Here is a 12,970-nt window from a genome sequence, read left to right as displayed (position 1 = left end):
GGGGCGGCTGTAGATGGCGGTGTGATAACGCGTAAAGCGGGACCAAGGTCGCAGGTCCGGAGCTCTCGTGAACGCGGCTTCTACGACCATCACCCGGTCGCGACGGCGCAGGCCGCGCGCTATCTGCCCGGCGAAAACTGGGGAGACGTTGATGGCCGGGCAGGTGCGGGTGAACCGTCGCGACGTGATGAAGGCGACTGCGCTCCTCACAGGCTATGCCTGGGCGCCCGCCGCTTTTGGGCGTGTCACCGCCGATCACGCGGCGCGTATCCGCGACCTGCTGTCGCGCATGACGCTGGCTGAGAAGATCGGGCAGATGAACCAGATTGCGGGAGGGCGGCAGCGTGCGCTCAACTCGCGGCTGGACGCGGGCATGCTCGACCGGGTGCGGCGCGGTGAGATGGGGTCGTTCCTGCACGTCGCCGGTGCGGAGGCGTTGCGGCGATTGCAGAAGATCGCGGTGGAGGAATCGCGGCTCGGCATCCCGCTGCTGTTCGCGATGGACGTGATCCACGGTTATCGCACCACCTTGCCCGTACCGCTGGCGCTCGCCGCAAGCTGGGACACGGGGCTGATGGAGCAAGCCGCCGCGCTCGCGGCCAGCGAGGCGTGGGCGGCGGGGCTGCACTGGACCTTTACGCCAATGGTCGACGTGGCGCGCGATCCGCGCTGGGGGCGCGTGGTCGAGGGCGCGGGCGAGGACGCGTATCTGGGTAGCCGCATGGCGGAGGCACAGGTGCGCGGGATCGAGGGACCGGTATCCGCCAAGGACGCGCCGCTGGCGAAGGGGCACGTGCTATCGTGCACCAAGCATTTTGTCGGCTACGGCGCGGTCGCCGGCGGGCGCGATTACGACAGCGCCGACGTGTCCGAACGAACGCTGCACGAGGTGTATCTGCCGCCGTTCCACGCCGCGATGCGCGCCGGGTCCGGCAGCTTCATGACCGCGTTCAACGACGTTGCGGGCGTGCCGATGACCGCGAACGAGGCGCTGGTCCGCGGCGAATTGCGCGACCGTTGGGGTTATCAGGGGCTGGTCGTCAGCGACTGGAACGCGATCCGCGAACTGATCAACCACGGTGTGGCGGCGACCCCGGCGGAGGCAGCCGCGCTGGCGCTGCGCGCGGGCGTCGACATGGACATGGCGAGCAGCACCTACGCCGATCATCTGCCAAGCGCGGTCGCCGCAGACCCGTCGCTCGTCGCGCTGATCGATCAGGCGGTGACGCGCATCCTGACCACCAAGGCGCGGCTGGGGTTGTTCGACGATCCGTACCGCTTCGGTGACGCGGCGGCCGAGAAGGCTCCACTCGCCCGCAGCAAGGCGCGCGACGCCGCGGCGCGGTCGATCGTGCTGCTGCGCAACGATGGCGGGGTGCTGCCGATCAGGTCGGGTGCGAAGATCGCGCTGATCGGCGCGCTCGCCGACGATGCGGCGTCGGCGCTCGGATCATGGCGCGCGCGGGGCCAGGTGGAGGACGTGGTCACGCTGCGTCGCGCCTTGCCGCAGGCGACGTACGATCCCGGCACCGATCCCGAGGCGGCCGCGAAGGTGGCGGCGGCGGCGGACGTGGTGCTGCTGGCGATCGGGGAGGATTACGATCTGACCGGCGAGGCGCGCAGCCGCTCCGACCTGGGTCTGCCGGGCACGCAGCAGGCGCTGGTCGATGCGGTGCGCGCCGCGGGCAAGCCGGTCGTCGCGATCCTGATGGGCGGACGCCCGCTGGCGATCGAGCGCGCGCTCACCGGGATACCTGCGGTACTGGAGACGTGGTTGCTCGGGCTGGAGAGCGGGCCGGCGATCGTCGAAGTGCTGACGGGCAAGGTATCGCCTGCGGGACGCCTGCCGATCGCGATGCCGCGCACGACCGGGCAGTTGCCGATGAGCTACGCGCACGTGCCGACCGGGCGCCCTGCCAACCCCGATCTGTCGGTCGACAGCGCGCGCTATCACGACTTGGCAATCGGTCCGCTGTTCCCATTCGGGCATGGGTTAAGCTACGCGCGGTTCAGTTATGCCCCGCTGACGATCGAGCGGCGGGGAGACGCGACGATCGTCGGTGTCGCGGTGACGAACGATGGCAGCATGGTGGCCGACGAGGTGGTGCAGCTGTACCTGCGCGATCCGGTCGCCTCGGTCGCGCGCCCGGTTGCCGAGCTGCGCGGCTTCACGCGCCTGACGCTGCGGCCCGGCGAGCGTCGCGTGGTGCGTTTCACCGTGTCGGACGCGCAGGTGGCGTTGTGGAAGGCGGGCAAGTGGGTGATGGAGCCGGGCGTGATCGAGGTCATGGTCGGCAGCTCGTCGGCCGACATCCGGGCGCGCGGGCGATATACGGTGGCAGCGGGTGAGGGGACGATGCCGGCCGCCTCGATCGCGACGGCCATCGAGGTGGTGGAAGGATGAGTGCGATGGTGACGATGACACGCCGGACCGCGCTGGCGGGCGGGATGACGATGCTGGCGGCGGCTGCGGCTGCGCGCCCGTCGCGAGCGGCAGAGAGCGCCGCCACGATCACGCGCTTCGACCCGGCGCTCGACCGGTTGCTCGATCCGGCGAGCCCGGTCGAGGTGATCGCACGCGGTTATCAGTGGGCGGAGGGCCCCGTGTGGGTCCACCGGGACGGTGGGTACCTGCTGTTCTCCGACGTGCCCGCGAACATTGTCTATCGCTGGACCGCGCGCACCGGTGCTCGACCGTTCCTGAAGCCGTCGGGTCTGAGCGGTGTCGTGCCCGCGGGCATTCGCGAGGCTGGGGCGAACGGGCTGGCGATCGACGCGACGGGTGCGCTGGTGATGGCCGATTCGGGCACGCGTGCGATCGCGCGGGTCGACCTTCCGACCAGGCGCAAGACGATCCTCGCCGATCGGTACGACGGCAAGCGGTTCAACAGCTGCAACGACCTGACGATCGCGCGCGACGGTACGATCTACTTCACCGATCCGCCCTATGGGCTGACCGATGGTGACGCGTCGCCGCTGAAGGAGCTGCCGTTCGATGGCGTCTACCGGCTGCGGCCGGGCGGGGCGGTGGAACTGCTCGATGCCGGTTTGAAGCGACCCAACGGCATAGCGCTGTCACCAGCGCAGGACCGACTGTACATCGGCTGCTCGGACGAAGCAGCGCCCGAGATCCGCGTCTATGACCTGTCGGCCGACGGCGCCGTCGTCGGCAAGGGACGCCAGCTCGTCGACTTCATGCCCGAGTTCAGACGCGGGCTGCCGGGGCTGCCCGACGGCATGAAGGTCGCGCGCAGCGGGCACCTGTTCGCCACCGGCCCGGGCGGGCTCTACGTGCTGGCACCAGACGGTCGCAAACTGGGGCTGATCGCGCGCGGCAAGCCGATCGCGAATTGCGCGTTCGGCGAGGACGGCCGCACCTTGTTCATGGCGAGCAGCGACGCGATCCTGCGGCTGCGGCTGCGCGCGAAGGTGGCCTGAGGTTCAGGCGGCGAGCCGCCAGGTTCCGCGGCCTGCCGCCTTCGCCTGATAGAGCGCGCGGTCGGCGCGTGTCATTACCTGGCGCTGCGTCACGAATGGGGTGGCGGACCATGCCGCGCCGACGCTCGCGCCGACGCTTGGCCCGCTGTCGCCGCATGCGGCAAAACGAGGCTGCATCGCGGTAACGGTGCGTCCGGCTAGCGCCTCCAGCTTCGTCACGTCGGTGCCGACCAGCACGATCGCGAACTCGTCGCCGCCGATCCGCGCGACCAGATCGTCGTGGCGCACGGACTGACGCAGACGCGCCGCGACCTCGACCAGGATCGCGTCACCGGCGTCGTGGCCGAGCGTGTCGTTGACCTGCTTGAACCCGTCTAGGTCGACCAGCATGACGCCGCAGGGAAGATCGGGCGGGAGGGTTCCAAGGCGCTGTTCGAGCCCGCGGCGATTGAGCAGGCCGGTCAGCGGGTCGGTCGTCGCCTCCAGTTCGGCACGGATGCGCCGTTCGTGTTCCTCGGTCAGGTCGATCGTCACGCCGACGAGCTTCTCGGGTCGGCCGTGTTCGTCGCGCAGCAGGCGCCGGTCGCAGCGCATCCAGTGCACGCCGCTGGCGGTCTGCAGGCGGTATTCGACCGAGGAGCGGTCGCGCTTGCCCTCGATGAGCTCGCTCAGGTCGGCCTTGGCGCGATCCTCGGGCAGGATGTGCGCGCTGAAGCCGTCCAGGTCATAGGGTTTGGTGTCCGGGCCGGCGACGAATTGCGCGAGTTGCTGCGAGGTCTCGAACGTGCCGCTCGCCACGTCCATGTGCCACGATCCGCCGCGCACCGCGTCCGAGATCAGCGACAGGCGCGCATTCATCTCTTTGAGGTGGCGCTCGGCCTCCCGCTGCTGCGTAATGTCCTCGGCGTGCGCGAAGAAGCAGGTGACGCGGCCCGAGTCGTTGCGCACCGCCGATACTTCAATCCGCGCGTGGAAGATGCTGCCGTCGGGCCGAACATAGCGCTTTTCGAGGCTGTAGCCGTCGCTGTTGCCGCGCAGGATCTGTTTGAGCTGACGCAGGTCGGCTTCGTAATCGTCGGGGTGGGTGATTTCGGAGATGCTGGCGCCGATCAGCTGTTCCGCCGACCGTTCGAGCATGGCGGCGAACTTCGGGTTTACCCGCACAATATGGCCATCTGGGCTGACGATCGCGCGGCCGAACGGCGCATTCTCGAACGCTTCGGCGAACATCGCCTCGCTGCGCGCGATTTCCATCTCAAGGTCGGTGCGCCGGCTGATCTCGGTCACCAGCACGATGACGCCGGTGACGCGGCCCGACGGGTCCATGTCGGGTACGTAGCTGCCCTGGACTAGCCGCTGATCGTCGTCGTCGAAGATGTGATATTCGTAGGTGATCGTCTCACCGGCGAAGGCACGGCGTAGCTGCTCGGCGATCACCGGGTAATTGCGATGGCCGACGATCTCCCTGACGTAGCGCCCGACGATGCGGTCGGGTGTCACGCCGCGCCAGCGCGCGTAAGTCTGATTGGCGTAGAGATAGCGCAGGTCGGCCCCGAAATAGGCCACCAGCCCGGGGAGCAGGTCCAGGATGTGCTGCGGCGCGATCGCCTGTTCCGGCGCGACCGAGCCCGCGGCAAGGATCGACGAGGTCATCGCCGACCGATACGCCGGTCAGGTTAACAACGTTTTTCGGTCACGCGGCGATTGCGACGAACCGTTGCCGACCGGTTCGTCGCGATCGGACTAGAGCAGCTTGTCGAGCGTGATCGGCAGGTCGCGCACGCGCTTGCCGGTGGCGTTGAACACGGCGTTGGCGACCGCGGCCGCGACGCCGGTGATGCCGATCTCACCGACGCCGCGCGCGCCCATCGGTGCGTGCGGATCGGGGATGTCGGTCCACATTACCTCGATCTCGGGCACGTCCATGTGCACGGGGACGTGATATTCGGCGAGGCTGGGGTTCATGATCCGCCCGCTGCGCTCGTCGTACTGCGTTTCCTCCATCAGCGCGAGGCCGAGCCCCATGATGATGCCGCCGCGAAACTGGCTCGCCGCGGTCTTGGGGTTGAGGATACGGCCGCAATCGAACGAGCCGAGAAAACGCGAGACGCGCAGCTCGCCCGTCACCGCATTCACGCGCACTTCGCAGAACATCGCGCCGTGCGAGTGCATCGACCAGTGCGTCGTCTCGAGCGGCGAGGGCGGCTCAGCCTCGACCACCAGCTCGTTTCGCTGCGCGCGGGCGAGGATGGAGGCGTAGCTCTCATGTGCCGACGCGTCGTCGATCTTCGCCAAACCGCCGTTCACGCCGACCACTTCGTCGGCATCGAGTCCGGCGAGCGGTGAGTCGTTGCCCGCCAGCTTGAGCAATTCAGTGACGAGCGCGCGGTGCGCGGCCATTACCGACGCGCCGATCGCCGCGGTCTGCTGCGACCCGCCCGCCATGACGACACCGGGCAGCGTGCTGTCGCCGTAGTTGAACGTCACCTGCGCCATGTCGAGGCCGAGCCGGTCGGCGGCGACCTGCGTCTGCGCGGTGGCGGTGCCCATGCCCATGTCGTGTGCGGCGATGTCGATCGCAGCGCCATTTGGCGTGAGCGTGATCCGCGCCGCGCCGCCGGGCATGCGGTAATAGGGATAGGTTGCGGTGGCGACCCCGGTGCCGATCAGCCACTCACCCTCCCGGCGCGTTCCCGGCGCCTGGCGGTTCGCCCATCCAAACCGCTCGGCGCCGTCGCGGAACGCTTTCTCGACCTCGCGCGAGGAGAAGGGCGCACCCGTGGTCGGGTCCTTGTCGGGTTCGTTGCGCAGGCGCAGCTCGATCGGGTCGACGCCCATGTCGTGCGCCAGCTCGTCGATCGCGCTCTCCAGCGCGAAGGTACCGACTGCTTCGCCGGGCGCACGCATGAAGGTGTTGGCGACCATGTCGAGGTAGGCGACCTCGACGTCGAGCTTCATCGTCTTGGTCGCATAGGCGCTGCGCGCGGGCAGGATGAAGGGTTCGGGCAGCACGTTGTGGTGGCTCATCGCCGTCGTGCCGGTGTGGATCAGCGCGTCGAAGCGCCCTTCCGCATCGGCGCCGAGTGCCACGCGCTGTTCGGTGATCGTGCGTCCGCCGACGATGCGGTAGACGCCCTCGCGCGACAGCATCAGCCGGACGGGGCGCCCGGCGAGCTTCGCGGCAGCGGCGGCGAGCACCTGATGCTGCCACAAGCCCTTGCCGCCGAAGCCGCCGCCGACGAACGGCGAGGTGACGTGGACCTGATCCTCTGCGATCCCGAAAACGTGTCCGAGCGACCAGGCGCTGTGCGCCACCATCTGCGTCGCGTCGTGGACGCGCAGGCGATCACCCTCCCACGCGACCGCCACCGCGTGAAGCTCGATCGCATTGTGGCTGTGCCGCGGTGTCGTGTAGCGCTGATCGACCTTGTGCGCGGCGTCGGCGAGCGCCTGTTCCGCTGCGCCGTTCTCGAATTTGAGCGGCTGCCCCATGAATTGGCCGGGCTCGACGCCCTTCGCCTTCGCCTCGGCCAGCGCGGTGATCGCATGCTCTTCCTCGAATGCGACGTGGATCAGCGAGGCCGCGTGGTCGGCCTGCTCCTGCGTGTCGGCGAGGACCAGCGCGACCGGCTCACCGTTCCAGTAGACCTGCGCGTCCTGCATGACGGGCAGGTCGTTGCCGCCGCACGCCTTCTCCGAGGTCATGAACAGCGGCATCGGCTTCATGCGCGGCGCGTTGCGGTAGGTCATGACGAGCTTGACGCCCGTAGCCGCCTCGGCCGCGTCGGTATCAAGTGCCGTGATCTTTCCCTTCGCGATTGTGCTGAACACCAGCGCGGCGTAGAGCATGCCGTCTAGCGGGAATTCGGCTGCGTAGGGCGCGGCGCCCTGCACTTTCACGGGGCCATCGACGCGCGAGATCGGGCGACCGACGTGGCCGTGCTGCGCGCGGATCAGCGGATCGGGCTTGCCGCCCGGCATCCAGCTGTCTGGGGCCATCTGCACCGCCTTCGCCATCACCGCGGAAGCGGCGCCCTGTACCGCCTGCTTGGCGTCCTCGACCGCTTTCATGCGTCCACTCCCGCCAGTTCGGCCAGCACGGCCGTGATCGTCCGTTTCGCTAGCTCGATCTTGAAGCCGTTCTCGCTGAGCGGCACCGCCGCGGCCAACTCGGCCTCTGCCGCGGCGCGGAAGGTATCGAGCGAGGCAGGCTGCCCGCGCAGGGACTCTTCCGCGCGGGTCGCGCGCCACGGCTTGTGCGCGACGCCGCCCAGTGCGAGCCGCACGTCTTCGATCCGACCGTCCTCCACCTCGATCGCGGCGGCGACCGAGATAAGCGAGAAGGCGTAACTCGCGCGGTCGCGTACCTTGCGATAGGTCGAGTGCGCCGCGAGCGCCGAAGCCGGCAGCTCGACCGCGGTGATCAGCTCGCCGGGTTCCAGCACCGTGTCGATCTGCGGCTGGTCGCCGGGCAGACGGTGCAACTCGGTCAGCGACAGCGTGCGCGTGCCGCTCGCCGAGGCGAGGTGCACCAATGCGTCGAGCGCGGCGAGCGCGACGCACATGTCGCTCGGATGCGTCGCGACGCACGCGTCGGACGCGCCGAGGATCGCGTGGATGCGGTTGAACCCGCCGCGCGCGTCGCAGCCTTGCCCCGGTTGCCGCTTGTTGCAGCGCGAACCCTCGACATCGTAGAAATGGGTGCAGCGCGTCCGCTGGAGCAGATTGCCGCCGACCGTCGCCATGTTGCGGATTTGCGCGCTGGCGCCCGCGAGAATGGCGCGCGACAGCACCGGGTAGCGGGTGCGTACCGCCGCGTGTGCGGCGAGCGCGCTGTTGGTCACGGCGGCGCCGATCATCAGTCCACCATCGGGCGTTTCGCTGATCTCGCGCGACAGGCCGGTCACGTCGGCGAGTGCCGCGGGGCGCTCCACCGTTTCGCGCATCAGGTCGACCAGATTGGTGCCGCCGCCGAGGAAGCGTGCGCCGCGCGTCGCCAGCGTCAATGCCTGATCCCGGTCGGTGGCGCGGTTGAAGCTGAACGGGGTCATTCTGCTGCCTCCAGCACTCTGGCATCGGCGGTGCCGTATACCTCGAGGATCGCGTCGACGATCCCGTTATGCGCGCCGCAGCGGCACAGGTTTCCGCTCATCCGCTCGCGCACTTCGTCGCGGGTCAGGGTGATGGTGCCGCTGTCCAGTTCGCCCGTGACGTGGCTGGGCATTCCGCGCGCGATCTCGCCCGCCATTGCGACGGCCGAGCAGATCTGCCCGGGGGTGCAATAACCGCATTGGAAGCCGTCATGCTCGATGAAGGCGGCCTGGAGCGGGTGGAGCCCGTTGCCGTCCGCCAGACCTTCGATCGTGGTGACCTTGCGCCCGTCATACTGGACCGCGAGCGCGAGGCAGGAGACGATCCGCTCCCCGTCGACCAGCACGGTACAGGCGCCGCACGCGCCCTGGTTGCAGCCCTTCTTGGTGCCGGAAAGATGCAGTTCCTCGCGCAGGAGGTCGAGCAGCGACACGCGCGGATCGCTGGGGATGGGGACGGGCGATCCATTGATGGTGATCGGCATGAAGCTTCTCCGATGATGGCGGCCAGAATAGTCGAGCGACGATGACGCGGCAATGACGGGGGACGGCGTGATGGTCGTAGTTTGGCGATCAACCGGCGCGCGGCAGCGTCGCTTCGTCGAAGCCCAGTCCGCTCACGAACGCGTTCCATTGTTCGATCGGCAAGGCGCCCCCGGTCGCCTGCGCGTGACCGTTACCGAAGCGACCGTCGGCGCCATCGGGCCGGTGCTCGGCGAGGAAGGCGAGCAGATCGCAACCGCTCGCCGAGCGGGCGGCGAAATGGACCCAGCCCGGGCGGTAGCCGCTGTTAGCAGCGATGACGACCTTGTCCTTTAAACGCCCGCGCCATTGCTGCGCGATCAGCGGGTGGACCTGGCACGGCGAGGAGAAGAGGATCAGCGCGACCTCGCCGTTCACGCGTGGAGGAACCCGGCGGGCGGCCTCGACCTCCGCGCGCACCTCTGCCTTCGCCGCGACCAGCGCGGCCGCATCGGCGCTGTCGCCCTTGGTGATGACCTTGGGCCCGTCCGCCTCCAGCAGCAGGCGCAGCGCGGGCGAGGCATCGGCCGCAGCGGTCCGTCTGGGTGCGTTGACGAGCGAGGTCGCGTCGCGAAGCGCGGTCTTGCCCCAGCGCTGCTGCGCTTCGGCGAGCTCGGGAAAGGCATGCTCGGGTGCCATGTCGCCGATCAGGCCGAGTGCGGCGAGCCATTGCAGATCGCTCTGGTCGCCGATGGCGGCGGCGGCCCACCACGCGATCAGCGCGCTGGTGGGTTCGGGATCGAGTTCGTGACCGCTCAGCGTCACGCCATCGGGCGGCGTGCCGGTCGGCCGGTGATGGTCGATCGTCAGTGTCGGCACGCCCGGAAGAACGGGGTTGCCGCGGGTGCCGAGATCGGTGACGATCAGGCCCACGGGGGACATAGCGCGCAGTCGATCGGCGAAAGAGTTATCCCACGGCGTCTCGCCCTTGCCGACGATCGCCGCCTCGGCATTGCGCCCACCGGCTTGCAGCGCGCGCAGGAGGATCGCCACCGCTGCCAGACCGTCGGCGTCGAAGTGACCGGCGACGATGATCCGTCCCTCTGGTACGTCGTCGAGGAAGCGGGTCATGCCGGCGCGCGCGTCGGCGCGAGGATCATCGTTGGTCAGTGAACCGATCATGGCGGCAGAACCGCCAGCGGCAGCGGAGGTTCACGCGCGGTAGAGCGTGAAGCGGGTCATTTCCGACGGTCGTCCGAGGCGAAGCGCGAAGCCGGGCCACAGGCCGGTGCCGTTGCTGACGTAGAGTGTCATATCACCGATGCGATAGGCACCCGAAACGAAGCCAGCATTGGCGGGTTCGAGCAGCTTCGCCATGCCGGCGATCATCCCGCCGTGGGTGTGCCCCGATAATTGCAGCGCCACGCCCGCGGCTGCCGCCGCACGTGCGTTCCGCGGCTGATGGTCGAGCAGGATGATCGGCGCCGCGGGTGGCGCGCCCGTCAGCGCGGCGGCGAGGTCGGGACCTGCCTGTCCCGCGCCGCGTGCCGAGGCATCGGTCACGCCCGCGATCACCAGCGTGGCGCCCTCGCGCCGCAGCAGCGTATGCGCATTCGGTAGCATGCGAATGCCCAGGCTAGTCAGGTGATGCATCCAGTCGGCGTAATCGAAGAAGTATTCGTGATTGCCCGGAACGGCCCAGACGCCGTCCGGTGCGCGCAGATCGGCGAGTGGAGCAACGTCGGCGTGACGCATCGCGACCGAGCCGTCGATGAAGTCGCCCGTCACAACGATCGCGTCGACGCCCGACGCGTTGGCGCGCGCGACGACGGCGCTCGCCCAGCGCGCGGTGAAGAGCCGGCTGAGGTGCAAGTCGGTGAGTTGCAGCAGGCGGTAGCCCTCGAACGCCGGCGGCAGGTTCGGGATCGCGACCGCGACATCCTTCACCGGCGGCAAACGGGACGCGTTCGCGACTCCGATCGCGGCCAGCACCACCGCAAGCACGGCGGCTGCGTAGCGCGCCGCATCCGGCATATGCCAAGTGCCGCGTGTCAACAACCAGCCGACCACGCCACCCACGTCGAGTGCGATCTGGAGGACCGCCAGCAGCAGGATCGCGCCGAACGCCCAGTTGAACAGCAGCACGACGGGGCGCGGAAACTCGGGCGCGAACACTGACCCCGAAGAGAGCCTGCTCCAGAGATGATATTGCGACGCCACCAGCAGCAGCAATGCACCGGCCAGCTTCCAACCCAAGGGGAGCGACAGAGGGATCAGCCAGCGCGCGATGACGATGAGGCTGGGTATCGAGAAGAACAGGTGAAAGACGGCGATACTCCTCACCCGGTAACGCGAGGGTGTCAGCGTGCGGGGTCTATCCGCAGGTGAGCTTCACGATTTGGCCGGCAGCGTCGGTCTCGATGTTCAGGCGATCGGCGCGATAGTCCATCGTCAGCATGTCGCCGGTCGCATAGCGGCGGACGCTTCGCGCGCCGCTCAGCCGCTGCGCCTCGGCCTGTGCGGTATCGGCAGGCTGCCCGAGAAAGCGTTGCACCGGCTCGGCATTGCACGGGACGACAGAGGAGGCGGCGACCTCTGCGTTCTTGGGCGCACACGCCGCCACCGTCGCTGCCGCGATCAACAGAGCGACGCGCATCATTCCGCTGCCTCCGCGCGGGTCATCTTCAACCGGCCGCCGGTGACCGCGAAGGCCATCCGCCCCTCGACCAGGTCGAGCGCGTCGCGACCGAACTGGTCGAAGCGCCAGCCCTCAAGGATCGACAAACCGCTGCGCGCGCCGGCCGCGAGTGCTTCGAGGTCGTCCGAGCGCGCGAGCAGCCGCGGGGCCACGTCGATGTCGCGCGCGCGGATCTTGAGCAGCAGCTTCAAGAGGTCGGCGACGAGCGCGCCGTCCTTGCCGAGCCCCGGCTTGCGGTCGTCGCGCGCGGGCATCTCGTCGGCCGGAAGCGGGCGGGCGTGCTCGATCGCCGCCATCAGCCGCGCGCCGATCTCGTTCGAGGCCCAGGTCTGCGACAGGCCACGGACCTTGGCGAGGTCGGCTTGGCGGCGCGGCGGATGGCCGGCGAGATCGCCGAGCGTCTCGTCCTTGACGATGCGGCCGCGCGGCAGGTCCTTGCCCTGCGCCTCCAGCTCGCGCCAGCGCGCGATCGCCTTCAATCGCCCGAGCACGTCGGCCTTGCGGCTGGCGACGCGAACGCGCTTCCACGCGAGGTCGGGATCGTTGGCGTAGTTCGCCGGATCGGCGAGCCGCTCCATTTCCTGGTCTAGCCACGCGCCGCGCCCGGTCTTCTTCAATCGTTCCAGCATCTTCGGGAAGATACGTGAGAGATGCGTCACGTCGCCGATCGCGTAATCGACCTGACGATCATCGAGCGGCCGCCTGGACCAATCGGTGAAGCGTGCGCCCTTGTCGACCTGGATACCCAGCCAGCTGTCGACGAGGTTCGAGTAACCGATCTGCTCGCCCTGACCCAGCGCCATCGCCGCCACCTGTGTGTCGAACAGGGGGTGCGGGGTGCGGCCAGTCAGATTGTAGATGATCTCTATATCCTGCCCACCGGCGTGGAAGACCTTGAGCACATCCTCGTTCTCGGTCAGCAGCTCGAGCAATGGAGTCATGTCGAGGCCGGGCGCCTTGGGATCGATCGCCGCGGCTTCCTCGGTGTCCGCGATCTGGATCAGGCAGAGCTCGGGGTAGTAGGTGCTCTCGCGCATGAACTCGGTGTCGACGGTCACGAAGGGCGCATCGGCGAGGCGGGCGCACAGGTTGGCGAGCGTCGCGCTGTCGGTAATCAGGGGATGAACGTGCATATGACGCGGGTCATAGCGGGCGCCCGCGCGCTTGACAAAGCGTGGTTGGAAGGGGAGGGCGCGCGGGTCTTCGGTGATCCACCTCCGGTGGGTTAAGCAGCCGCAACAGGCTCCGGTCCGATGCCGGAGCATGATTTAAGAGAAACAGC

At 68.7% G+C, this 12,970-nt stretch carries 10 protein-coding genes; 2 read left to right on the top strand and 8 right to left on the bottom strand.

Annotated elements, in window-relative coordinates:
• Positions 1-151 precede the first annotated feature (151 nt).
• Both BMW51_RS01465 and BMW51_RS01460 read left to right on the top strand, forming a co-directional pair.
• The gene (locus BMW51_RS01465) at positions 152-2,404 is read left to right on the top strand and encodes a glycoside hydrolase family 3 N-terminal domain-containing protein (protein ID WP_245708227.1); all 2,253 of its coding nucleotides are present in this window, start codon (positions 152-154) and stop codon (positions 2,402-2,404) included.
• Positions 2,405-2,409: 5 nt separating this feature from the next.
• On the top strand, positions 2,410-3,438 hold the full coding sequence (locus BMW51_RS01460; RefSeq protein WP_093003771.1) for an SMP-30/gluconolactonase/LRE family protein: 1,029 nt from the start codon (positions 2,410-2,412) through the stop codon (positions 3,436-3,438).
• A 3-nt stretch (positions 3,439-3,441) separates the two neighbouring features.
• On the opposite strand, the gene BMW51_RS01455 is transcribed toward BMW51_RS01460, so the two are convergent.
• From BMW51_RS01455 to rnd, 8 genes are all read right to left on the bottom strand, one after another.
• Positions 3,442-5,091 carry a GGDEF and EAL domain-containing protein gene (locus tag BMW51_RS01455; protein ID WP_093002648.1) on the bottom strand — a complete coding sequence of 550 codons (1,650 nt, stop codon included), beginning with the start codon at positions 5,089-5,091 and terminating at the stop codon, positions 3,442-3,444.
• A 90-nt stretch (positions 5,092-5,181) separates the two neighbouring features.
• Positions 5,182-7,509 (bottom strand): xanthine dehydrogenase family protein molybdopterin-binding subunit, encoded by a 2,328-nt coding sequence (locus BMW51_RS01450; RefSeq protein WP_093002646.1) that lies wholly within the window; start codon positions 7,507-7,509, stop codon positions 5,182-5,184.
• Positions 7,506-8,489, bottom strand: coding sequence for an FAD binding domain-containing protein (locus BMW51_RS01445; protein ID WP_093002644.1), 984 nt, complete (start codon positions 8,487-8,489; stop codon positions 7,506-7,508). The genes BMW51_RS01450 and BMW51_RS01445 overlap by 4 nt, the downstream gene beginning before the upstream one ends.
• Positions 8,486-9,013 (bottom strand): 2Fe-2S iron-sulfur cluster-binding protein, encoded by a 528-nt coding sequence (locus BMW51_RS01440; protein WP_093002642.1) that lies wholly within the window; start codon positions 9,011-9,013, stop codon positions 8,486-8,488. The genes BMW51_RS01445 and BMW51_RS01440 overlap by 4 nt, the downstream gene beginning before the upstream one ends.
• An 88-nt stretch (positions 9,014-9,101) precedes the next feature.
• The gene (locus BMW51_RS01435; RefSeq protein WP_093002640.1) at positions 9,102-10,172 is read right to left on the bottom strand and encodes a single-stranded-DNA-specific exonuclease RecJ family protein; all 1,071 of its coding nucleotides are present in this window, start codon (positions 10,170-10,172) and stop codon (positions 9,102-9,104) included.
• 30 nt (positions 10,173-10,202) lie between these two features.
• Positions 10,203-11,333 (bottom strand): metallophosphoesterase, encoded by a 1,131-nt coding sequence (locus BMW51_RS01430; protein WP_245708226.1) that lies wholly within the window; start codon positions 11,331-11,333, stop codon positions 10,203-10,205.
• Between the two features lie 31 nt (positions 11,334-11,364).
• Positions 11,365-11,646, bottom strand: a complete 282-nt coding sequence (locus BMW51_RS01425) for an I78 family peptidase inhibitor (RefSeq protein ID WP_245708225.1) — start codon at positions 11,644-11,646, stop codon at positions 11,365-11,367.
• Positions 11,646-12,821, bottom strand: a complete 1,176-nt coding sequence (gene rnd / locus BMW51_RS01420) for a ribonuclease D (RefSeq protein WP_093002636.1) — start codon at positions 12,819-12,821, stop codon at positions 11,646-11,648. Before rnd ends, BMW51_RS01425 begins: the two co-directional genes overlap by 1 nt.
• Between the last annotated feature and the right edge of the window lie 149 nt (positions 12,822-12,970).

The sequence above is a fragment of the Sphingomonas palmae genome, from assembly GCF_900109565.1.
GTDB lineage: Bacteria > Pseudomonadota > Alphaproteobacteria > Sphingomonadales > Sphingomonadaceae > Sphingomonas > Sphingomonas palmae.
The sequence above is the reverse complement of the archived record's forward strand: the minus strand, read 5'-3'. Positions and strand labels throughout refer to the sequence as shown.